At 65.9% G+C, this 22256-nt stretch carries 22 protein-coding genes and 1 tRNA gene; 16 read left to right on the top strand and 7 right to left on the bottom strand.

Features of this window, described 5'->3' with window-relative positions; translation table 11 throughout:
- Nucleotides 1–18: 18 nt before the first annotated feature.
- On the bottom strand, nt 19–429 hold the full coding sequence (locus tag ACQR1X_RS12250) for a VOC family protein (RefSeq protein ID WP_315803876.1): 411 nt from the start codon (nt 427–429) through the stop codon (nt 19–21).
- A gap of 123 nt (nt 430–552) precedes the next feature.
- Between ACQR1X_RS12250 and ACQR1X_RS12245 the strand changes: the two genes are divergently transcribed.
- From ACQR1X_RS12245 to ACQR1X_RS12220, 6 genes are all read left to right on the top strand, one after another.
- A complete protein-coding gene (locus tag ACQR1X_RS12245; protein WP_434874633.1) occupies nt 553–1527 on the top strand; it encodes a Bug family tripartite tricarboxylate transporter substrate binding protein in 975 nt (324 codons plus the stop codon).
- A 208-nt stretch (nt 1528–1735) separates the two neighbouring features.
- A complete protein-coding gene (locus ACQR1X_RS12240) occupies nt 1736–2029 on the top strand; it encodes a DUF3551 domain-containing protein (protein ID WP_434898922.1) in 294 nt (97 codons plus the stop codon).
- A 146-nt stretch (nt 2030–2175) separates the two neighbouring features.
- Complete coding sequence (locus ACQR1X_RS12235) at nt 2176–2793, top strand: hypothetical protein (RefSeq protein ID WP_315715042.1); 618 nt, start codon at nt 2176–2178, stop codon at nt 2791–2793.
- The gene (locus ACQR1X_RS12230; protein WP_315803873.1) at nt 2780–3160 is read left to right on the top strand and encodes a winged helix-turn-helix domain-containing protein; all 381 of its coding nucleotides are present in this window, start codon (nt 2780–2782) and stop codon (nt 3158–3160) included. Before ACQR1X_RS12235 ends, ACQR1X_RS12230 begins: the two co-directional genes overlap by 14 nt.
- Nucleotides 3161–3198: 38 nt before the next feature.
- Entirely contained in the window at nt 3199–3942 is a 744-nt protein-coding gene (locus ACQR1X_RS12225; RefSeq protein ID WP_434898921.1) for a di-trans,poly-cis-decaprenylcistransferase, read from the top strand.
- A gap of 69 nt (nt 3943–4011) precedes the next feature.
- Complete coding sequence (locus ACQR1X_RS12220; protein ID WP_434898920.1) at nt 4012–5958, top strand: tetratricopeptide repeat protein; 1947 nt, start codon at nt 4012–4014, stop codon at nt 5956–5958.
- Here the strand turns inward: ACQR1X_RS12220 and ACQR1X_RS12215 are convergent.
- Together ACQR1X_RS12215 and ACQR1X_RS12210 are read right to left on the bottom strand one after the other, a co-directional pair.
- A complete protein-coding gene (locus ACQR1X_RS12215; RefSeq protein ID WP_316237989.1) occupies nt 5955–7169 on the bottom strand; it encodes a helix-turn-helix transcriptional regulator in 1215 nt (404 codons plus the stop codon). The genes ACQR1X_RS12220 and ACQR1X_RS12215 overlap by 4 nt on opposite strands.
- A gap of 348 nt (nt 7170–7517) precedes the next feature.
- Nucleotides 7518–7940: a GFA family protein gene (locus tag ACQR1X_RS12210; RefSeq protein ID WP_315803869.1), complete on the bottom strand. Its 423-nt coding sequence runs from the start codon at nt 7938–7940 to the stop codon at nt 7518–7520.
- 243 nt (nt 7941–8183) lie between these two features.
- On the opposite strand from ACQR1X_RS12210, the gene ACQR1X_RS12205 reads away from it, so the two are divergent.
- The 5 genes from ACQR1X_RS12205 to ACQR1X_RS12185 all read left to right on the top strand — a co-directional run bounded on the left by ACQR1X_RS12205 (nt 8184) and on the right by ACQR1X_RS12185 (nt 14513).
- Nucleotides 8184–9185 (top strand): helix-turn-helix domain-containing protein, encoded by a 1002-nt coding sequence (locus ACQR1X_RS12205; protein ID WP_434898919.1) that lies wholly within the window; start codon nt 8184–8186, stop codon nt 9183–9185.
- A 14-nt stretch (nt 9186–9199) separates the two neighbouring features.
- Nucleotides 9200–9412, top strand: a complete 213-nt coding sequence (locus ACQR1X_RS12200; protein ID WP_316179121.1) for a hypothetical protein — start codon at nt 9200–9202, stop codon at nt 9410–9412.
- A 116-nt stretch (nt 9413–9528) separates the two neighbouring features.
- Nucleotides 9529–10629, top strand: coding sequence for an HlyD family secretion protein (locus ACQR1X_RS12195; protein ID WP_409997955.1), 1101 nt, complete (start codon nt 9529–9531; stop codon nt 10627–10629).
- Between the two features lie 8 nt (nt 10630–10637).
- Nucleotides 10638–13385 carry a ribosome-associated ATPase/putative transporter RbbA gene (rbbA, locus tag ACQR1X_RS12190; protein ID WP_434899030.1) on the top strand — a complete coding sequence of 916 codons (2748 nt, stop codon included), beginning with the start codon at nt 10638–10640 and terminating at the stop codon, nt 13383–13385.
- A gap of 3 nt (nt 13386–13388) precedes the next feature.
- Nucleotides 13389–14513, top strand: coding sequence for an ABC transporter permease (locus tag ACQR1X_RS12185; RefSeq protein ID WP_434839951.1), 1125 nt, complete (start codon nt 13389–13391; stop codon nt 14511–14513).
- A gap of 82 nt (nt 14514–14595) precedes the next feature.
- Here the strand turns inward: ACQR1X_RS12185 and ACQR1X_RS12180 are convergent, their stop codons facing one another.
- Complete coding sequence (locus tag ACQR1X_RS12180; protein WP_315803865.1) at nt 14596–15417, bottom strand: outer membrane protein; 822 nt, start codon at nt 15415–15417, stop codon at nt 14596–14598.
- A gap of 342 nt (nt 15418–15759) precedes the next feature.
- Between ACQR1X_RS12180 and ACQR1X_RS12175 the strand changes: the two genes are divergently transcribed.
- Nucleotides 15760–16029 (top strand): hypothetical protein, encoded by a 270-nt coding sequence (locus tag ACQR1X_RS12175; RefSeq protein ID WP_434898918.1) that lies wholly within the window; start codon nt 15760–15762, stop codon nt 16027–16029.
- Nucleotides 16030–16089: 60 nt separating this feature from the next.
- Here ACQR1X_RS12175 and ACQR1X_RS12170 read toward each other — a convergent pair whose 3' ends face one another.
- The gene (locus tag ACQR1X_RS12170) at nt 16090–16650 is read right to left on the bottom strand and encodes a hypothetical protein (RefSeq protein ID WP_434898917.1); all 561 of its coding nucleotides are present in this window, start codon (nt 16648–16650) and stop codon (nt 16090–16092) included.
- A 95-nt stretch (nt 16651–16745) separates the two neighbouring features.
- Nucleotides 16746–18335 carry an ATP-binding protein gene (locus tag ACQR1X_RS12165; protein WP_315803862.1) on the bottom strand — a complete coding sequence of 530 codons (1590 nt, stop codon included), beginning with the start codon at nt 18333–18335 and terminating at the stop codon, nt 16746–16748.
- Nucleotides 18336–18611: 276 nt separating this feature from the next.
- Here ACQR1X_RS12165 and ACQR1X_RS12160 point away from each other — a divergent pair, with 276 nt between their 5' ends.
- The 4 genes from ACQR1X_RS12160 (at nt 18612) to ACQR1X_RS12145 (ending at nt 22088) form a co-directional block, all read left to right on the top strand.
- Nucleotides 18612–19073, top strand: a complete 462-nt coding sequence (locus ACQR1X_RS12160; protein ID WP_434898916.1) for a DUF1348 family protein — start codon at nt 18612–18614, stop codon at nt 19071–19073.
- 13 nt (nt 19074–19086) lie between these two features.
- Nucleotides 19087–19650 carry a TetR/AcrR family transcriptional regulator gene (locus tag ACQR1X_RS12155; RefSeq protein ID WP_434898915.1) on the top strand — a complete coding sequence of 188 codons (564 nt, stop codon included), beginning with the start codon at nt 19087–19089 and terminating at the stop codon, nt 19648–19650.
- A gap of 132 nt (nt 19651–19782) precedes the next feature.
- A complete protein-coding gene (locus ACQR1X_RS12150) occupies nt 19783–20796 on the top strand; it encodes a formamidase (RefSeq protein ID WP_315803859.1) in 1014 nt (337 codons plus the stop codon).
- Nucleotides 20797–20891: 95 nt separating this feature from the next.
- Nucleotides 20892–22088 carry an acyl-CoA dehydrogenase family protein gene (locus ACQR1X_RS12145; RefSeq protein WP_316179133.1) on the top strand — a complete coding sequence of 399 codons (1197 nt, stop codon included), beginning with the start codon at nt 20892–20894 and terminating at the stop codon, nt 22086–22088.
- Between the two features lie 30 nt (nt 22089–22118).
- Here ACQR1X_RS12145 and ACQR1X_RS12140 read toward each other — a convergent pair.
- Nucleotides 22119–22195: transfer RNA gene (locus ACQR1X_RS12140), tRNA-Arg, on the bottom strand.
- Nucleotides 22196–22256 lie beyond the last annotated feature (61 nt).

Genomic DNA, 22256 nt, shown 5'->3' with positions numbered 1-22256 from the left:
CCTCGGCGTGGCCCCGGCTCAATCCTGATACGACGAGATCTCGATCAGGCTGCCGTCGGGGTCGCGGCAATACACCGAGCGCAGGGTGCCGCGCGCGCCCTGCTTGGCGACCGGGCCTTCCTCGATGGCGACGCCGAGCGCCCTGAGATGCGCGACAACCTCGTCGGGGGTGCTGGTGGTGAGGAAGCAGAGGTCGTCGCTGCCGGCCACGACGTGGTCGGCCGTGAACCAGTCGACCTTGTCCGCGTCCTTCGGTCGCACGTTGATCTTCTGGTTCCCGAACAGCAGCGACGTGCGCCTCGCCTTGCCTTGTCCGGGATCGAACACCTGGACCGTCATGCCCAGCACTGCTTGATACCACGCCGTCGTGCGCTCGACGTCGGCGACATTGATGACCAGATGATCGAGCGCATCGACCTTGACCGGCATGGGCTCTTCCCTCCTGATGGGACATCGATCTCGCCGCCATCGCGGCACTCTGTTACAATCGATGTTACAATAGATCCTGGCGGCTCGTTGACCGCCGCCCAACGATAATGCCTGAGGAAACGCATGATTTCACGTCGTACCGCGCTTGGTCTGATCGCCTCCGCCGTCCCGTCCATCGCTGCTGTTCGCAACGCCTCCGCGGCCGACTATCCCACCCGTCCCGTCCGCTTCGTGGTGGGGTATCCTCCGGGCGGCGCGACCGACATCCTGGCGCGGCTGATCGGCCAGCGGCTGTCCGAGACGCTCGGTCAGCAGTTCATCGTCGAGAACAAGCCGGGAGCCGGCAACAATATCGGCACCGATGCCGTGGTGAACGCGGCGGCGGACGGCTACACCGTGTTGCTGGTCAATCCGGCCAACTACATCAATGCCAGCCTCTACACCAATCTCAAATTCAACTTCGTCCGCGATATCGCGCCGGTGGCCTCGTTCAACCGCGTCCCCAACGTGATGACCGTCAACAAGGACATCGAGGCCAAGACCGTCGCCGAGTTCATCGCCTATCTCAAGGCGAACCCCGGCAAGGTGAACATGGCCTCGTCCGGCAACGGCACCTCGGTGCATCTGTCGGGCGAGATGTTCATGGCGATGACCGGAACCAAGATGCAGCACGTGCCCTATCGCGGCGCGGCGCCGGCGATCACCGACATGCTCGGCGGCCAGGTGCAGGTCATCTTCGACAACATGCCCTCCATCATCCAGCACATCCGCTCCGGCTCGTTGCGGGCGCTCGGCGTCACCACCCAGCAGCGCTCACCGCAATTGCCGGACGTCCAGGCCGTCGCCGAGACCGTACCCGGCTACGAGGCGAGCGCGCTGTTCGGTATCGGCGCGCCGAAGAACACGCCGAAGGAGATCATCGAGAAGCTCAACAAGCAGGTCAACACCATCCTGGCCGAGCCCGAGATCAAGACCCGTCTCGTCGATCTCGGCGGCGAGCCGCTGATCCAGTCGCCGGAGCAGTTCGGCGCCCAGATCGTCGCCGAGACCGAGAAGTGGAAGAAGGTCGTCGAGTTCGCCGGCCTGAAGGTCGAATGAGACGAGTAGGCGACGCCGCGATCGCCGGGCCGCGCGCCGCGGCAGGTCTTCGATGAGGCGCCAGCCCGCCAGACGGGTGTCGAGGGCTGAAGGTGACGTGCCGCGCAGGCGACACGTCACTGCCTTGGTTGGTGATCCGTTTCGCCGATTTGTCGTTTTTTGACCATGCCGGTGTGGTGCAACCCTCCGGCCAGAAGAGGAACAGATCATGCGCAAGGTGATGATGATGGCAGCCGGCCTCGTCGGCGTTGCACTTGGTGGCGGTATCGCGCCGTCCTCCGCAGGCGGTTACGACTATCCCTGGTGTGTGCAGGGCCGAGGCGTCGGTTACCCCGGTGACTGCTCCTACCAGACCTTCGAGCAATGCCGGGCGAGTGCCTCCGGGCGCAATGCAGGCTGCGGCATCAATCCGCGCGTCGCGTTCGATCCTGCCCGCCGCCGCCCCTCGGTCTATGTCGACATGCCGCCGCCGCGCCGCGTGCACCGCTATCAGTATTACTGACACCCTTGACCGAGCGGGTCGGCGTGCGCGACCGATCGGCTGACGCAGGCGCGCTTCCGGGATCGCGCGGGCTTGCATCGACTTTGCGTTCGTATATACTTTGTACTGCAAAGTTAAACGAGCCGGTCACCGGCTTCAGGTGAGACATGCGCGATCTCGATAAGGCGCTGGCGGACATCATCGCGATCCGCAGCCAGCTTGCGGCGGGCACGGCATTTCGCGGCTACGGGCCGGCGACGATGGCCGCGACCTCGGCCGTCGCGCTGGTCACTGCGCTGCTTCAGCAGCTGTTTCTGCGCGACCCGACGGCCGACGCGTGGACGTTCCTGCTCGGATGGGCGGCGGCAGCCTGCGTGTCGCTGACCATGATCTGGTTCGAGATGCGGGCGCGATCGCGCCGGCATCATTCCGGCCTTGCAGATGCGATGATCCATCAGGCGGTCGAGCAGTTCCTGCCAGCGGGCATCGCCGGCGTGCTGCTCGCGGTGCTCTTGTGGAAGTTCGCGCCGGAGGCGCTGTGGATGCTGCCGGGCCTGTGGCAGATCCTGATGTCGCTCGGCGTGTTCGCGTCGGTGCGCTCGCTGCCGCGCACGGTAGCGCTTGCCGGGGCGTTCTATTTCATGGCCGGCTTCGCCGTGTTGCTGGTCGGCAGCGCCACGCATGCGCTGTCGCCGTGGACGATGGGGCTTCCGTTCGCGATCGGACAGGGGCTGATGGCGGGCATTCTGTATTTTGCGACCGGAGAGTCCGATGTCGAAGACTGATGGCAGCGCGCCGTTCTCCTATGACGGCCTCGATCGCGTCATCCACGAGAAGGCAAGGCTCGGCCTGCTCACCTCGCTGATGGCGCACCCGAAGGGTCTCGCCTTTGCCGACCTCAAGCAGCTCTGTGGGCTGACCGACGGCAATCTGTCGCGGCATCTGCAGGTGCTGCAGGAGGCCGGTCTCGTCGAGGTCACCAAGGGCTATGAGGGCAATCGCCCGCATACCACCTGCCGGCTGACGAAGGCGGGACGCCGCCGCTTCCTCGACTATCTCGCCGTGCTCGAGCGCCTCGTCCGCGACGCCGCGGCCGCTGCCGGCAAGGAGCACACGCCATCGTCGGCCGGCCTGATCCCGGGCCGCGTCTGACTCTCGCATCGCGTTTATTTTTGACCTGGAGCTTTGCAATGCAAAGTAGTCTGCAACCTCAATCGCCTGCTGTGGTGGATGGCCTGCATGTTGGCATCATCATGGATGGCAATGGCCGCTGGGCGACGCGCAAGGGCCTGTCGCGGCTGCGCGGGCACGAGGCGGGCGTCGAGGCGATTCGGCGCGTCGTCGAAGCCGCGCCCGACCAGGGCATCGGCACGCTGACGCTCTATGCGTTCTCCAGCGACAATTGGCGACGCCCGCGGGCCGAGGTCGCAGCCCTGATGGCGCTGCTGCGGATCTATCTCGCCAGCGAGGTGGAGGCGCTGGTGCGCAATGGCGTCCGCCTCACCGTGATTGGCCGCCGCGACCGGCTGCCCGGCGGCATCGCCGACGCGATCGGCCGGGCCGAAGCGGCGACCCGTGACGGCAATACCCTGCACCTGCGCATCGCCGTCGACTATTCGGCGCGCGACGCCATCCTCGCCGCGGCGGCGAAGGCCCGCGAACTCGATGGCCTGACGCGTGCGGCCTTCTCCGATCTCGTGACCGGCGAAACCAGCTTGCGCGACGTCGACCTGATCATCCGCACCTCCGGCGAGCAGCGCCTGTCGGACTTCCTGCTCTGGGAAGGTGCCTATGCCGAGCTGCACTTCACCCAGCGCATGTGGCCCGATTTCGATGCCGCCGATCTGGCCCAGGCGCTCGCCTCCTTCCGCGGCCGCGAGCGCCGCTTCGGCGGCCTCGAGGCGGCGCCGCTGGCACCGGCGCCGGTCGCCTGACGACGGCGCAATCTTTCCGCGCATCGGGGAATCATCTACCGCTTGCAGCACGAGCGCAGAGATCCCCTGATGAAGCACAAGCCGCGCCGGTCCGCCGGCAAGCCCCCGGCCAAATCCGGATCGATGGGCCACAGCGATACGCCTGATGCGCTGTGTGCCGCGGCCTTGCGGCTGCTGCGCGCCGGACAGTTCGCGCAGGCCGAGGATGCGTGCCGCCGCGCGCTGACGCTGGACGCAGCCTCGCTCGACGCGCTGCGTGCGATGGGACAGGTCTGCCTGGCGCTCAAGCGCGCCGATGATGCGATTGAGTGGTTCGCCCGCGCCGTTCGGCAGGACATGTCGGCCGCGGAGTCCTTCGTCGGCCTTGCGCAGGCGCTGCGGCTCGCCGGCCGCACCGATGAAGCGATCAAGGCTTACGATCGCGCGCTGCAGCTGCAGCCGGATGCGATCGAGAGCTGGGATGCGCTTGGCGAACTGCTGCAACTGAGGCAGCGGCACGCCGAGGCGGCGCTGGCCTGCGATCGGCTGCTGCAGCTCGCGCCCGATCGCGCCGCGACCTGGTTTCGTCTCGGCGAGCTGCTGGAAGCGCAGGGGCGGCGCGACGAGGCGACCCTGGCCTTCGATCAGGTGGCGCAGCTCAGGCCTGACCACCTCGAGGCGGCCAACAAGGCCGGCGCACTGCATTTCGATGCCGGCCATTACGAGCAGGCCATCACGCGCTTTGGGCAGTCGCTGGGGCTGATGCCCGATCAGGCGGGCGTGCTGTATCTGAAGGGAATCGCGCTGCGGCGGCTGCGCCGCTACCAGGAAGCCGAGACGTTCGGCCGCCGTGCGCAGGCGCTGGCGCCTGACGATCCCGACGTCGCCAATGGCTATGGCTGCATCCTGCAGAACCTCGGCCGTCACGATGACGCCGTCGCCATGTTCGACAAGGCGATCGCGCTCCGGCCGCAGACCGCGGATTTCCATAATCATCGCGGCACGTCGCTGGCCGAATTGCATCGTTTCGCCGAGGCGTTCGACAGCTTCGATCGCGCCGTCGCGCTGAAGCCGGACCTCGCCGATGCGCATTGGAACGCGGCGCTGTTCCGGCTGCTGACCGGCGACTTCGCCCGTGGCTGGGCGGCGCGCGAATGGGGACGCAAATGTCGCGCCGTCGGCTTCGTCGAGCGCAGCTTCGAGGCGCCGCTGTGGCTTGCCGATGCGCCGCTGGCCGGCAAAACGATCCTGCTGCACAGCGACGAGGGGCTCGGCGACACCATCCAGTTTTCGCGCTACGCCACCCTGGTGGCGGCGCAGGGCGCGCGCGTGGTGCTCGAGGTCGACGCGCCGCTGCAGCCGCTGTTGTCCGGCCTGGATGGCGTGGCGCAGTGCCTTGCCCGCGGCATCGATGCGCTGCCTTCCATCGACTATCACTGCCCGCTGTCGAGCCTGCCGCTCGCCTTCGCCACCCGGCTCGACACCATCCCTGCCGCGCCGTGCTATCTGCCGCGCCCTCCCGAGGCGCGCCGGGCGATCTGGGAGCAGCGATTAGGTCCGCATGACCGCTTGCGGGTCGGGCTCGTCTGGTCCGGCAACCCCGCGCATCTCAACGATCACAACCGTTCGATTCCGCTGCTGGCGCTCGCGCCGCTGCTCAAGATTGGGGCGCGGTTCGTCAGTCTGCAGAAGGAGCCTCGGCCGTCCGACAAGGCCGCGCTCGCCGCGCGCGACGAGATTCTCGATCTCACCGCCGACATCCGTGACTTCGTCGACACGGCTGCGCTGATCGACAGTCTCGACCTCGTCCTCACCGTCGATACCAGCGTGGCGCATCTGGCCGGCGCGCTGGGCAAGCCGACCTGGATCATGCTGCCCTTCACGCCGGACTATCGCTGGCTGCTCGGCCGTGACGACAGTCCCTGGTATCCGAGCGTGCGGCTGTTCCGCCAGGACGCGCGACGTGACTATGCCGACGTCGTCGTGCGCGTGCGCGATGCGCTGGCGCAGCAGGTCGCGGCGTTTTCCGCGACTTAAGGATCGGCATTCAGCAGACCGATCGATATCTCGTGGATGCGCCGCGTCAGCTCGGCGACGCTGCGCCATCCCGTCTTCTCCCGGGTGCGCTTGAGATGCGTGTAGACCGTCGTGACCTTGATGCCGCGATGCGCGGCATATTCGACCGCAGTCATGCCGGTACTCAGCGCACAGGCCAGTTGCGCCTCCGCCCTGGTCAGACCATGAAGGTCCTGAAGCAGATGCGCCGCCGGGCTGTCCCGCATCGGATCACGCACCAGCATCACCACCATCGCAGCGGGCCAATCCGAACGAGGGTGTCGTTTGTGCAGGGAGCGCAGCGATATCGTGCAAGGCGGCAAGCCGCCTGGACGCGGCGCCAGGAAATCGAGCGCGGCATCCGTGCCGATCAGGCCGTCGGTACGCGTCGCCGCGCTGAGCGCGCGCGCATAGCGATTGCGCAGATCGGCCGAGGCGAAGACGATGCCGCGCCTCTCGATCCGGAACATGGCGCCGTCTGCCGAGATGGCTTGCAGGCTCGGATTGAGGTAGACGATCTCGCCTCTCGGATCGAGCAGTGCGACGCCGTCCTTCAGCACATCGAGTGCGGTCGTGCCGATATCGTTGCCATAGGCTGTGACGAGGCTGTTTCGCATTCTAAGTGCGCGCTGCAGATGGGGCGTGAGGCGGTGCATCAGGGCGATGTCGGCCTTGCCGACATGGCCCTGCCGCGGCGTTCGCTGCAGGGTCAAGGCGACCATCCGCTGCGGCGACCGCTCCAGCACCGCTGAGAGGAAATAGCGAAGCCCGGCGCGCGGCAGGAACTCTGCATAGAACGGATCGCGGTTCATGGCGCTCTCGTCCATGACCTGATAGTCCCAGGCCAGTTCGCCGCGCTGTTGGTTCAGCGCCATGCGCAGGCGCGGATTGCGGGGCGCGAAGTAGGCGAGGTAGTCGTCGCCCTCGGCCGCAGCAACACCGCTGCTGTGAAAGGTCAGGGGCTGCCGGACGATCGGGTCGATGACCTCGAAGGTGGCACCCTCGGACCTCGTCAGTTCCCGGACGCAATCCAGTGCGTCCGTGATGCCATCCGGTTCCGCAAAGCCCTGATAGATGGCGTCCAACGCCCGCGAATAGAACTCGCTCTGCACGGTGACCTCGCTGCCATGACCGGGAAAGGGTGCGCCGGTCTGAATAATCAACCCGGGCGCGTGGACGATATTCCCCTTCATGGGTCGGCATGCGGCGCGTGAGGTTCATCGCGCAACGGTCGCGCGAAGCCGCGAGATTGGCAGGCCTGCCCAGGCCGTCGGCTGAGGAGTGGCGCACGATCGGAGCTTCACTTGGCCGGAGATGAGTGATGAGGATCCCTGTGCCGCGCGTGCGGCGTCAGTCGCACAGAATTCGACGTCGGATGCGCCGGATGGCGCGGGCCGTGCTCGCCGCGCTTCAGGAGTCGCGGTTGCGCACCGCGCGCCGATTGATCCACGATCATCGGCATCTGCTCGACTGATGAGATATGAGAAGGACGCCGGCCGAGCCCCGGAGCCTGTCATGCTCCGGGGCTCGGCATCGCCAGGCTACTCAGCGACGGCGTCGCCCGAGCCGCCGAACTCGCGCGGAAAGTCCTTCAGCTTCGGCAGGCCGTCGCGCATCGGCAGCACGGTCTCGGCATAGTTCACGTGCACGGCCGGCTTGAAATCGAGATCCGGAAGCGTTGCCGCGAACACGTCGACCAGCCCGAGCGGCGGATGAGTGGTCATCAAATGTCCACCGCATTTGGCGCAGTACTGCCGCTGGCTCAACGGCGTCTTCTGGAACATCGCCACGTGCTCGGTGCCGGCTGCGATCCTGACCGCGTCCGGCTTCCACAGGCTGAAGGCGTTGACAGGGCCGCCCGACCACGAGCGGCACGACCGGCAGTGACAATAGCCCATCGCCTCTGGCGCCCCGGACACCTCGACTTCGACCGCTCCGCAAAAACATCGTCCAGTGAGTGTCATCCTCGTCCTCGTTGGTTGTAAGGCCGCAGACGGCATCACTCCCGAAGCCCTGTGTCTTGGCGCGCGGCGACGATCGGCAGGGCTGGCACGACCGCGCGTGACCCAGTTCACATTCGGCCATCCTCCGACAGGCGACATCCTCTGATCGGAGGACGCCGCGTTTGCGGCGATGACGCTATCGATTCCGCCTTGGATGGAGCGCGCGGCTCCAGGTTTCAGTTTCGGATTGTCTCGGGTGATCGCATGTCAGGTTTCAATTCGCGCATCGTCGAATTCTCGACCGACAACATTCCGGAACCGGAGCGCGCGGCGTTCTGGCGCGAGCACTACGGCCAGGTCATGCTGCGTGTCGATTTCGAGCCCGCGCCGGATCTCGCGTTCAAGGCGCGCAATCGGGCCCTGACCCTGCCGGGGCTGCAACTGCTCGATGCCTGGGCCACGCCGGCGCGCATCTCGCGGTCCGGCCGCTATCTTGCCGACGGTGCGGACAATGTGATCCTCGCGATCAATCGCCAGGGAACCGCGTTCGTCGAGTCCGCCGGGCAGATCCGCGAGCTGCGCGAAGGCGAGGCGGCGATCCTCAGCGGCGCCGATGCGAGCGCGTTCCATCGCACCAGCGATGGTCGATCATTCACGCTGCTGATGCCGCGTGTGATGGTCGAAGCCGCGGATGTCAGCATCGCGGATGCCTTGATGCGGCCGATGCCGGTCGATCGCGGCGCATTGCAGCTGCTCGACCATTATGCGGGCTGGCTCATGGCCAGCAGCGGCGCGATCGATGCGCAACTGCTCAATCTGTCGGTACGCCACGTCCAGGACCTGCTCGCGCTGTCGATCGGGCCGGCCGCCGACCTCGCCGAGACGATGCGCGCGAGAGGATTGCGCGCGGCGCGGCTGAAGCTCGCAAAATCGTTCCTCATCGCCAACAGCCGACGGCGCGACATGTCGGTGGCGACGATCGCGGCGAAATTGAACGTCACGCCACGCTACGTGCAGCGCCTGTTCGAGATCGACGGCACCACCTTCTCCGCGTTCCTGTCCGGCGTGCGACTTGCGAACGCGCATCGCATGCTGTGCGACCCGGCTCACGGCCAGCTTGCGATTGCCAGCATCGCCTATGATGTCGGCTTCGGCGATCTCTCGCACTTCAATCGCTCGTTCCGACGCCAGTACGGGCTGACCCCGCGGGAGGTCCGGGGCGATTGCGGAGGCAGCCGCGGGCAGCCGACCGCGCGCGTGTCCTGAACGGGGAGCACGCCATGACGTCCAAGACGATCGTGTTGAGGATCCTCGATGGCATCTTCGTCGCGGCAACCGGCCTTCTCCTGCTCATGCTCGCCGGTCTGCCGATCGAGTGGATGCTCGTCCTGCTCGATATGTCGCCACGCGAATTCCAGGCGTTCGCCTTGTTCGTCATCTTCAGCAGTCTGCTGCTGATCCATGCCATCGCGACGTCGGATTCCGCGCCGTAACCCAAACGTGATCGCAGGCTTCGGGGGCATGCGCGGGGCTGGTTGAGCTGTGTCAACGGATTCTCCCGCGCCTATGGCAAACGAGCGCCATGCTTCAGCGGAGAAGGTTTTTCGGAATGGATCCACAGGACACGCAACTCGCCGGCGACGAACGGCCCGTTCAGCGCGTCCGTGCTGAAACCGCAGCCGTCGTTCCCACGCCGGCGATGCCGGTTCCTGTGTCCCATCAGCCGCGGCGCAGGTGGGCAGTGTGGCCGCTTCTCGTGCTCCTCCTTGCCGTCGGGGCGGCCGGTGGTGGCGGCTACGTCTGGTGGCAGCGGCTGCATCCGCCGCTGCCCCTCGGCATCAGCGTCAGCAATGGCCGCATCGAGGCTGACGAGATCGACATCGCGACCAAATATGCCGGCCGTGTCGCCGAGCTGCGCGCCGATATCGGCGATCGCGTCGAGGCCGGGCAGATCGTGGCGCGGATGGACACGAAGGAGCTGCAGCAGTCGCTGTCGAAGGCGCAGGCCCAGGCCGAGCAGGCGCAGCACGTGGTCGATCAGGCCCGTGCCAATCTCGCGCAACTGCAGGCGCAGAAGACGCTCGCCGAGCAGGAGATGGAGCGCACCCGCAGCCTGCTGCAGAGCGGCTGGACCACACGGGAGCTGGCCGATCAGCGCCAGCAGGCGCTCGACACTGCGACCGCCGGCCTTGCCGGCGCGCAGGCGCGGATTTTCGAAGCCGAACGCGGGCTCGAAGCGGTCCGTCACGACGTCGCGCTCTACACCGTTCAGATCGCCGACAACTCACTGATCGCGCCAAAGCCCGGCCGCATTCAATATCGTCTCGCCAATGTCGGCGAAGTCCTCGCCGCGGGCGGCAAGATCTTCACCATGCTCGACATCGGTTATGTCTACATGGACGTGTTCCTGCCGACCGAGGAGGTCGGCAAGGTCAAGATCGGCACCGACGCGCGGATCGTGCTCGATGCCTATCCGGATCGTCCGATCCCGGCGAAAGTGTCGTTCGTGGCGAGCCAGGCGCAGTTCACGCCGAAGACCGTCGAGACCCGCAGCGAGCGCGACAAGCTGATGTTTCGCATCCGTGTGCGCGTCGATCCGGACAGGCTGGCCGCACATGCCGATGCCGTGAGGAGCGGATTGCCCGGCGTGGCGTATGTCCGGTGGAATCCCGACGTCGCATGGCCGGCGCGCCTGCAAGCAGCGCCATGATGGCCGACATGATCGGCGACGCGTCTCCGGTCGCGATGGTCAGGGACGTCTCGCAGCGCTATCGCGACGTGATCGCGCTCGACAACGTCTCGATCGACATTCCCGCCGGCCGCGTGGTCGGCCTCATCGGCCCGGATGGCGTCGGCAAGTCGTCGCTGCTGTCGATCCTGGCCGGCGCGCGTGCGATCCAGGCCGGGCAGGCGCGCGTGCTTGGGGCCGACATGGCCGACCGGCGCGCCCGCACGCAGGTGTGTCCGCGGATCGCCTACATGCCGCAGGGCCTCGGCAAGAATCTCTACCCCGATCTCAGCGTGCGCGAGAATATCGCGTTCTTCGCCCGGCTGTTCGGCCAGTCGCGGTCCGAGCGCGACTGGCGCATCGCCGAACTGATGGAGGCGACGGCGCTGTCCGATTTCGCCGACCGGCCGGCGAAAAAGCTGTCCGGCGGCATGAAGCAGAAGCTCGGCCTTTGCTGCTCGCTGATCCATGATCCCGATCTTCTCATCCTGGACGAGCCGACCACCGGCGTCGATCCGCTGTCGCGCCGGCAGTTCTGGGACCTGATCGACCGCCTGCGCGCGCGCAGCGCGGCCGGCATGAGCGTGATCGTCGCCACCGCCTATATGGAGGAGGCCGAGCGTTTCGACTGGCTGATCGCGATGAACGACGGACGCATCCTCGCGACCGGTACGCCGGCCGAGCTCAAGGCGCAGACTCGTGCGGCCTCGATCGAGGATGCGTTCGTTGCGCTGCTGCCCGACGGCTCGGCGCGCGACCGCGCCGAGATGCCGGCCAAGACCGAGCTCGACGGCAGCCACGAGACCGTGATCGTCGCGCGCGACCTGACCTGCCGATTCGGCGATTTCACCGCGGTCGACGGCGTCAACTTCCAGATCCGCAAGGGCGAGATCTTCGGCTTCGTCGGCTCCAACGGCTGCGGCAAGACCACGACGATGAAGATGCTGACGGGGCTGCTGCCGCCGACCGAAGGCGAGGCACTGATCTTCGGCCGCTCCATGGAGGCCGGCAATCATGAATCACGCAGCCGGGTCGGCTACATGTCGCAGGCATTCTCGCTGTATGGCGAGCTCACGGTGCGGCAGAACCTGGTGCTGCACGCGCGGCTGTTCCATCTGCCGCTCGACGCCGCCGAGAAGCGGATTGCCGAACTGGTCGAGCGCTGCGACCTGACCGATCACATCGACGGCCTCGCGGCCAATCTTCCGCTCGGCATCCGCCAGCGCCTGTCGCTCGCGGTGGCGATCGTCCACAGGCCGGATCTGCTGATTCTCGACGAGCCGACGTCGGGCGTCGATCCGGTGGCGCGCAATCAGTTCTGGCGCCTGCTGATCGAGCTGTCCCGCCAGGACGAGATGACGATCTTCGTCTCGACGCATTTCATGAACGAGGCGGCACGCTGCGACCGGCTGTCGCTGATGCATGAGGGGCGGGTGCTGGCGACCGACACGCCGGACGGCCTGATCCGCGCCAAGGGCGCGCAGACGCTGGAGCAGGCCTTCATCGCCTTCCTCGAGCAGGACGCTGGTGTCGCCGATCCGCCGGTCACACTGACCCAGGCGAGGCCCGATCCAAAGCCCGCCGACCGGCCGCGCGAGGAGCAACGGCGGGGCGCCGTCAGCCTGCGGCGGCTGTTGGCCTATACGATCCGCGAAGGTCTCGAGCTGATCCGTGACCCGATCCGTCTGATGTTCGCGCTGTTCGGAACGGCGTTCCTGATGATCGTGATCGGCTTCGGCATCTCCACGGACGTCAACAACCTGACATTCGCCGCGCTCGACCGCGACCAGTCGCCCGAGAGCCGCGCCTATCTCGCGGAGCTCAGAGGTTCCCGCTACTTCGTCGAGCGGCCGCCGCTTGCAGATTATGCCGAGCTCGAGCGGCGGATGAAGAGCGGCGACATCAAGGCCTCGATCGAGATCCCGCCGAACTTCGGCGTCGACATCAAGCGCGGCCGGCCGGCGTTCGTGTCGGCCTGGATCGACGGCGCGATGCCGTTCCGCGCCGAGACCATCCGGGGCTATCTCGAAGGCACGCATCAGCTCTATCTCTCCGATCCCGCCGTCAAGACGACGCAGCCATTGCCGGCCTCGCCGGTCAATGTCGAGATCAGGTTCAAGTACAACCAGGCGTTCGACAGCATCTACGCCATGGCTCCGAGCACGATCGCGCTGCTGCTCGCGCTGTTTCCGGCCATCCTGATGGCGCTCGCGGTGGTCCGCGAGAAGGAGCTGGGGTCGATCACCAATCTCTATGTCACGCCGGTGACGCGGCTTGAATTCCTGCTCGGCAAGCAGCTGCCGTACATCGCCGTCGCGCTGGTGAACTTCGTGCTGATGTATGTGATGGCGATGGTCTTGTTCCGCGTCCCGCTCAAGGGCGCGTTTCTGCCGCTGATGGTCGGCACCTTGGTCTATGTCATCACCACGACCGGCTTCGGCATGCTGATCTCGACCTTTTGCCGGACCCAGATCGCGGCGCTGTTCGGCACCGCGATCCTCACCGTGCTGCCGGCGACGCAGTTCTCGGGCATGCTGGTCCCGGTGTCGTCGCTGTCCGGCGTGGCCAAGCTGATCGGCATGGTGTTCCCGATGACCTACTACCGCCCGATTGCGGTCGGCACCTTCACCAAGGGACTTGGCTTCGCCGATGTCGGCGCCGATATCTTGATCCTCTTGATCTTCATTCCCGTCCTGACAGGGTTCAGCCTGGCGATGCTGCCGAAGCAGGAGGCCTGAGCGATGATGCGCTCGCTCTCCAACGTGTTCTGGCTCGGAACCAAGGAGCTGCGCAGCCTGTTCGGCGACGCCGTGCTGATCGGGCTCGTGATCTATTCGTTTACGGTGGCGGTGATCAGCCAGGCGCAGAGCAGCTCGCAGGAGCTGCATCGCGCCTCGATCGCCGTCGTCGACGAGGACAGCTCCGAGCTGTCGCGTCGGATCGCCAGCGTATTCCAGCTGCCTTACTTCCAGCCGCCGGTCTACATCAGCCAGAGCGAGGTGGAGCGGCTGATGAACAACGGCCGCTTCACCTTCGTGCTCGACATCCCGCCGAATTTCCAGCGCGACGTCCTGGCGGGCCGCAAGCCCTCGGTGCAAGTGAACGTCGACGCAACCGCGATGATCCAGGCGGGGATCGGCTCCGGCTATGCGCTGCAGATCATCAACACCGAGGTTGCCTGGTTCGTGGCCCGCTCGGAGACGTCCTCGTCCTCGCCGGTCAACCTGGTGACGCGGATCGCGTTCAATCCCAACGTCACCACCGCCTGGTTCGAAGGCGTGATGGGCATCATCAACAGCGTCACCATGCTCGCGATCATCCTGGCCGGCGCGGCGCTGGTGCGCGAGCGCGAGCATGGCACCATGGACCATCTTCTGGTCATGCCGCTGTCGCCATTGGAGATCGCGATGTCGAAGATCTGGGCCAATGCGCTGGTGATCGCCGTCGCCGTCGCCATCGCGCTCTACGCCGTCGTGCGCTGGTATCTGCGCGTGCCGATCATGGGCTCGATCCCGCTGTTCATGGTGGGCACCGTGCTCTATCTGTTCTTCGCGACCGCCGTCGGATTGTTTCTCGGCACCATCGCGCGGTCGATGCCGCAGCTTGGCCTGCTCTATATCCTCGTCGCCGTGCCGATGAACCTGTTGTCGGGCGGGATGACGCCGGTGGAAAGCCAGCCGGTTTGGCTTGCCACCATCATGAAGGCGTCGCCGTCGACCCATTTTGTGTCGTTCGCCCAGTCGATCCTCTATCGCGGTGCCGGCCTCGATGTGGTGTGGCCGCAATTCGTCGCGGTGGCGGCCATCGGCGCGGTGGTCCTGGCGTTGACCTTGCGCCGCTTCCGGGCGGCGATCGCGGCGGCCTGAGCCCGCCCTCGACCCCAACAAAAAAGCCTCGGCACTGCGGCCGAGGCTTTCCCTTGAATGGCGTCGGTATGGATGACGGCGATCAGTAGCGCGCGGCCGCCGGGCCACCAAACTTGTAGTTCACGCCGACCCGGACCGTGTGGAATGAGAAGTCCTGCGACAGGCGCTCGACGTAGTTCGAGCCGGGCGGGGCGAATGTGCTGCCCGGGACGTAGGCCGAGGTGTAGTTGATGCTGCCGAGGTCGGTGTAGAGATATTCCGCCTTGACCGTCCAGTTCGGCGCGAACGCATGCTCGACGCCGGCGCCGACCGTCCAGCCGACCCGCGTCTCGTTGGCAGAGGCGGTCTTTGTGTAGCCATTCGCCGAGGTCAGATCCCAGCTGCCCTTGACATTGCCGACGGCGAGACCGCCAGTGACGTAGAACAGCGTCGTATCGACCGCGTAACCGGCGCGGCCGCGCAGGGTCATGAACCAGTCGTTCCGGATGCTCTCGTTGAAGGTGCGGGTCGTGGGCGGGTTGGCCGCCGTGTAGACCGTCCGCTTGTTGAGGTCAGATCCGTTGATGTCGGCCTCGATGCCGAAGACGCCGGCGCCGCTCTGCCAGTTGTAGCCGGCCTGCAGACCGCCGAGCACGCCAGCCGGATTGAGCCGGTTGTTGCTGATGTTGACGAACTGATTCTGGAAGGCGGCGCCCTCGACCGCCCAGCTGCTGGTCTGGTCCAGCGTCGTGTTCAAGTTCGACCGGCCCCAGCCATAGCCGACGCTGCCGCCGAAGTAGAAGCCGGTCCAATTGTAGATCACGGCCGGGGGAGGCGCCTTGGTGTAGCGGGCCGGCAGATCCGCGGCGAATGCGCCGAGCGAGCTGGCGAGGAGCAAAGAGACGGCGGAGGCAAGGGTTTTCATCGGTCACAATCCTCAATGAATATCAGCAACATTGAGACAAGGATTTCTCACAATTCGGCCTATTAGGCTGTAGTTCAACTACAACACTCGTGAGCGTAAGTATCTGTGACGACGTCACTTTATGCGAGTGCGTCCTTAACCTTAAGTCGTTGTAAATTCGAGCGTGCGGCGGGGAGGCGGTCGATCGATACCGTCGTCGATCGACGATCCGGACAATTCGACGCACCGCGTTAGTCAACGATTCGCCAACCATCCGCACGCTCCATCGCGCCCGCTAACGATTTCGCAAAGTGCATGCGTGCACCTTCGGCACGTCCTGGGGGACGGAGAGGGGAGAGCATCATGATGATGAATGGGGAAGCGGTTCTCGAGAACGTGCGGCGCTATCGTACCATCGCCTCCTTGTACCGCCAGACCGCGGCGTTCCGTCCGCATCAGCGCGACTCACTGCTGGCGCAGGCTGCCGAATGGGAAAGCCGCGCGGTCGCCGAACTCGAGGATTACTTCCTCGCCCGCCATGCACCGTCACAACCGCCGGCGAACTTGAACTTCAATGTCAGCCATCATGGGGCCTCCTACAGGTCGTCGCACCGGCAGATGGCTGCGGCGTAGCGCCAGATCACGGCACCGTTTTTTCGCTGCGCTCATCCGGATGGCGCCTTATGCTGCATCTCACTCCGGTGCCATGCGCGCTGCAGCGAGCAGGCCGATCAGGGCGGACAGCGCGCCCACGCTCATCGCGTTGATTGCGATCAGCGAGGCGTAGTTGAGATCCACGACGCTCATCACCGGCTCGCCGAGCCGGGAATCGATCAGCAGATAGCAAACGAACGGCAACGCGAGCAGCGGCAAGGACCGCAGGCGCTCCGTGGGTGCGAACAGCAGCGCGGCCAGCAACACGCAGGGAATGAGAAACAGCTCGACGCCGCTCTGGGCGCCGAACAGCTTGACGCAGAACACGGTGTTGGCAGTTCCGGCGAGCACCATCAGGGCGCGGCCGGTGAACGGCTGGCGCTTCGCGAGCACGGGCACGGCCGCGAACAACGGCGTCGTGAGCAGCGTCAGCCAGGCCGGCCAGGCTGCGCGGCCTGCGATGGCGTGGAGATACAGCGGGTAGAACGGCTGGTTGGAGACGATGACGAGCGCCACTTTGGCGGCAATGTCGGAGCGCGCATCATCGGCCGATGCATAGGCCTGCACGGCGGCCAGCCAGCGTCCGAACGTCTTGCCCATTCAAGTCCCTCAATTCCGCAGGCCGCCGCGCGCGCCTCGGCCTGGAAACGCGCTGGCGTTCAAGGCAGATCATTCGTCTCGGGAATGGGGGCCGATCACGCGTTCAACGCGGTGCGGATCATGCGGGCAAGGTCGGCGCTCTGATAGGGCTTGGTGAGCAGCAGCACGCCGGCATCGAGGCGGCCGTGATGGACGATGGCGTTCTCCGTATAGCCCGACGTGTAGAGCACCTTGAGGTTCGGGCGCCGCTTCAGCGCCTCGATCGCGAGCTGGCGACCATTCATGCCGCCGGGCATGATGATGTCGGTGAACAGCAGGTCGATGCGGGGGTGACGATCGATCAGCGCCAGCGCCTCGTCGGCCTTGCTGGCGGCGAGCGTCGTGTAGCCGAGCCGCTTGATCTGGGCGATGACATATTCGCGCACCAGCGAATCGTCTTCCACGATCAGGATCGTCTCGTCGCCGCGCTCCATGCCCTCGGCGCTGATGGTCGACAGTGCCGCGTCGGCGTCGGCATTGGCCTGCGGCAGGTACAGCTTGACCGAGGTGCCGTGCCCCGGCTCGCTGTAGATCTTGATGTGCCCGTTGGATTGCTTGACGAAGCCGTAGACCATGCTGAGGCCGAGGCCGACGCCCTTGCCGACGTCCTTGGTGGTGAAGAACGGCTCGAAAACCTTGTCGAGCAGATTGGCGGGAATGCCTTCGCCGGTGTCGCTGACCGCGATCATCACGTAGTTGCCGGGGATCACCTCAGGGTTCATGCGCGCATAGGCGGCGTCGAGCAGGACGTTCTTGGTTTCCAGGGTCAGCTTGCCGCCGTTCGGCATGGCATCGCGCGCGTTGAGCGCGAGGTTCAGGATCGCGGTCGACAGCTGGCTCGGGTCGATCATGGCCGGCGCCGAATCGTGCGCCAGCATGGATTCGATCTCGATCTGCTCGCCGAGCGTCCGGCGCAGCAGGCGCGCGGTGTCGACGACCATGCCGTTGATGTCGACGCTGCGCGGCTGCAGCGGCTGGCGGCGGGCGAAGGCCAGCAGGTGTTTGGTCAGGTCGGCACCGCGCGCTGCGGCCGAGTTGATCAGGCTGGTGATCTGCACCAGCTGCGGACTGTCCTTCACCGCCTCGGCCAGGATCTCGATGGTGCCCGTGATCACGGTGAGGATGTTGTTGAAGTCGTGCGCGACGCCACCGGTGAGCTGGCCGATCGCCTCCATCTTCTGCGCCTGCCGCACCTGCGCCTCGGTGGCCTCGATCTCCTGGAAGCGCTTGACCATGGCTTCCGCGGTGCGGCGCTGCCGCGTCTCCTCCTCGAGCTGTGCATAAGCGTTCCGGAGTTCGGCGCGGGACGGCATGGTCAGGACCCGCGGCAGCATCAACAGCAGCGCCGCGGCGATGCCGACCGACATGAAGGCCAGGAAGCCCTTGGTGGCGGCCTCCAGGCTGTAGGCTGGAACCCAGATCGTGAGCACCTCGATCAGCCGCGTCATCCCACAGAAGGACACCCACAACGCGAAGGCCCAGAAGATGTAGCTGAACTGAAAGTCGCGGCGGCGATAGACGATGAAGGCAAGCACGAACGCAATGGTGAAGAAGGCGAACGAGGTGAGGATGTCGGACACCGTATTCACCCATATCAGCTCAGGTGTCCACAGCAGGCACTCGCCATGCGGCGTGAGCATCGACATGTCCGATTTCCCCAAAACATGTAGCCGACGGACCGTGTCGCCCCCGCGGCTCGGCCGGTTCCCTTAGCAGATCATCGAATTTCCGTTGAGCACACAAGGGTTCTCACTGTCGCGACACACACATTCGGTAAACAGGCACCGCAAGCATGGTGGGCTCCGCGTCGATCCGATTGCTTACGGCTGAGCTTGTGCCGGGAGCTCTCTTTAACATGCGCGGCTTGACGGCTTGTACCGACCGGTACATAGTATTCCGAATGGTATACAAGGAGATGTCCCGTGAGCACTCTCGCCCCGCCGTTTACGCTGCAGACCGCCACCCAGAAGGTGCGCATGGCCGAGGATGGCTGGAACAGCCGCAACCCCGAGCGGGTGTCGCTGGTCTACACGCCCGACAGCCGGTGGCGGAATCGCGCAGAGTTCATCACCGGCCGCGCCGAGATCGTCGCGTTCCTCACCCGCAAATGGGCCAAGGAGCTCGACTACCGCCTGATCAAGGAGATCTGGGCCCACAGCGACGACCGGATCGCGGTGCGCTTCGCCTATGAGTGGCACGACGACAGCGGCAACTGGTTTCGCTCCTACGGCAACGAGAACTGGGAGTTCGACGCGCAGGGGCTGATGCAGCGTCGCTACGCCTGCATCAATGACCTGCCGATCAAGGCGGCCGATCGCAAATTCCACTGGCCTCTCGGGCGCCGGCCGGACGATCATCCCGGCCTGACCGAATTGGGACTTTGAAGCAGGGAGAGCCATGCGGACGCTCAACGAGCGCGCCGACGTCGTCCCGCTGATTGCCGAGGTGTTCCGCGAATTCGGCTTCGAGGGCACCTCGCTCAGCCGGATCACCGAGACGACGGGACTGGGCAAAGGCAGCCTCTATCACTTCTTTCCAGGCGGAAAGGACGAGATGGCGCGCGCGGTGCTGGCGCATGTCGACGCCTGGTTCGAGCGCGAGATCTATGCGCCGCTGCGCGATGATCCGCCGGAGCAGTCGATCGCGCGGATGTGGCGCGGCGTCGACGACTACTTCCGTTCCGGCCGCCGCGTCTGCCTGGTCGGGGCGTTCGCGCTCGACGAGACGCGGGATCGCTTCGCCGCCGCCATCGCCAGCTACTTCACGCGCTGGATCGAGGCCTTGCGCGATGCGCTGATGCGCGACGGCTGGCCGGCGGCACAGGCCGCCGACGGCGCCGAGGAGGTGGTGCTCGGCATCCAGGGTGCACTGGTGCTGGCGCGGGCAACCGGTGAGGCGGCCGTTTTCGGCCGCGCGCTGATGCGGTTCCAAGCGCGCCTGCAACGATCTTCCGTCGTCTGACTCTCGAAACGCCGGCGGCCGCTGCCTCAGCAAGCGGCAAATGGCGGGCTGAAATATCGGCGCGCGGCTCTCGTGAAATCGTGGTTGTCTTGGGCGACGTCTCGAGCAGCGGCGACACCAGGGAGGTCCGGCATGAACGGGTTAGGCGGTCTCAATAAATCCGACAACGGCGTGGTCATCGGCCTGGTGCAGCTGCAGCTTCCGGTCGTCGTGACCAAGGACGACCTTGCGCGGCAGACCGAGAAGATCGTCTGGATGGTCGGCAAGGCCCGGCGGAATCTCGGTACCATGGACCTCGTGGTGTTCCCGGAATATTCGCTGCACGGGCTGTCGATGGACACCAATCCCGAGATCATGTGCCGGCTCGACGGGCCGGAGGTCGCCGCGTTCAAGCAGGCCTGCATCGACAACAAGATCTGGGGCTGCTTCTCGATCATGGAACACAACCCCGACGGCAATCCCTACAATTCGGGTCTGATCATTGACGACCACGGCGACATCAAGCTGTATTACCGCAAGCTGCATCCATGGATTCCGGTCGAGCCGTGGGAGCCCGGCGATCTCGGCATCCCCGTGATCGAGGGACCGCGCGGCGCCAAGATCGCACTCATCATCTGCCATGACGGCATGTTCCCGGAGATGGCGCGGGAATGCGCCTACAAGGGCGCCGAGATCATGATCCGCACCGCCGGCTACACCGCGCCGATCCGCGACAGCTGGCGCTTCACCAACCAGGCCAACGCGTTCCAGAACCTGATGGTGACGGCCAATGTCTGCATGTGCGGCTCCGACGGTTCGTTCGATTCGATGGGCGAGGGCATGATCGTCAATTTCGACGGCAGCATCATCGCGCACGGCACGACGGGGCGCGCCGACGAGATCATCACCGCCGAGGTGCGCCCCGATCTCGTGCGCGAGGCGCGCATCAACTGGGGCGTCGAGAACAACATCTATCAGCTCTGGCACCGCGGCTATGTCGCGGTGAAGGGCGGCGCGATGGATTGTCCCTACACCTTCATGCACGACATGGTCGCCGGCACCTATCGCTTGCCCTGGGAGGATCAGGTCAAGATCACCGACGGCACCTCCTGCGGCTTCCCGGCGCCGACGCGCGCTTTCGGCAGGCTCGGCAAGGCGGCGGAGTGAGCGACTGCGGCGGCGCGTGCGGCCGCCGCAAGCTTGACAGATCGATCGTCCGCGAATTATTTTATATTTAAAATAATTGGCGGACAGGTCTTGTCATGAGTGCATCGGCGAAGGTGATCCCCCGCGACTGGCTCGACTGGCCGTTCTTCGAGCCGCGTCACCGCGCCCTGTGTGACCAGCTCGACCGCTTCGTCGGCTCGGGCGTTCTCGACGAGGTCGATCACGGCGACGTCGACACCGCCTGCCGCAAGATCGTGCGTGCGCTTGGTGCCGCAGGCTTGCTCGACAGCGCCGTCGTGGCGCCCGATGCGGATGCCGGCGCGATCGACTCGCGCGCGATCTGCCTGTCGCGCGAGACGCTCGCTTATGCCGACGGTCTGGCCGATTTCGCCTTCGCCATGCAGGGCCTCGGCTCCGGCGCCATCGCGCTCGGCGGCTCGCCGGAGCTGCGCGCCAGTGTCTTGCCGAAGGTGCGCGCCGGCGAATGGCTCGCCGCTTTCGCGTTGTCCGAGAAGGAGGCGGGCTCCGACGTCGCCGCGATGGCCTGCGCGGCGCGGCTGGACGGCGATACCTACGTGCTCGATGGCGAGAAGACCTGGATCTCCAACGGCGGCATCGCCGACGTCTACACGCTGTTCGCCCGCACCGGCGAGGCGCCCGGCGCGCGCGGCATCTCCGCCTTCGTCGTGTTTCCCGATGATCCCGGTTTCTCCGTTGCCGAGCGCATCGAGGTGATCGCACCGCACCCGCTGGCGACGCTCCGCCTGCAGAATTGCCGCATCCCGGCCAGCCGCCGGCTCGGCGCGCCTGGCGGCGGCTTCAAGCTGGCGATGCAGACGCTCGACATCTTCCGCTCATCGGTGGCGGCTGCCGCCCTCGGCTTCGGCCGCCGCGCGCTCGACGAGGCGCAGGCGCACGCCTCGAGCCGGCAGATGTTCGGCGGCGCGCTGGCCGACCTGCAGATGACGCAGGCCGCGTTCGGCGAGATGGCGACCGATACCGACGCCGCGGCGCTGCTGACCTATCGCGCGGCCTGGCGCCGCGACGTCCAGAAGCTGCCGACCACCCGCGAGGCCGCGATGGCCAAGCTCACCGCCACCGAGACCGCGCAACGCGTCATCGACCGCGCCCTGCAGATGTTCGGCGGCCGCGGCGTGCGCAAAGGCGAGATCGTGGAGAGCCTCTACCGCGAGATCCGCGCGCTGCGCATCTACGAAGGCGCGACCGAAGTGCAGAAGCTGATCGTCGCGCGCGAGTTTCTGAAGGCGCGGGCCGGCGTGGTGCGCGGCTGAGACCAGACGCGGGCGAGACCGGAATAGGGCTGGCGCACCCGACACGATTCGAACGTGTGACCTTTGCCTTCGGAGGGCAACGCTCTATCCAGCTGAGCTACGGGTGCGTACGGCAAATCGTTTAGCCGATTGCCTGAGCGACGGCAACGGCCTTGGATGCTCCCGGAC

The organism is Bradyrhizobium sp. HKCCYLRH3073 (genome assembly GCF_051167995.1).
In the GTDB taxonomy this organism is placed as follows: Bacteria; Pseudomonadota; Alphaproteobacteria; order Rhizobiales; family Xanthobacteraceae; genus Bradyrhizobium.
This window is presented reverse-complemented; position numbering and strand designations above follow the sequence as displayed.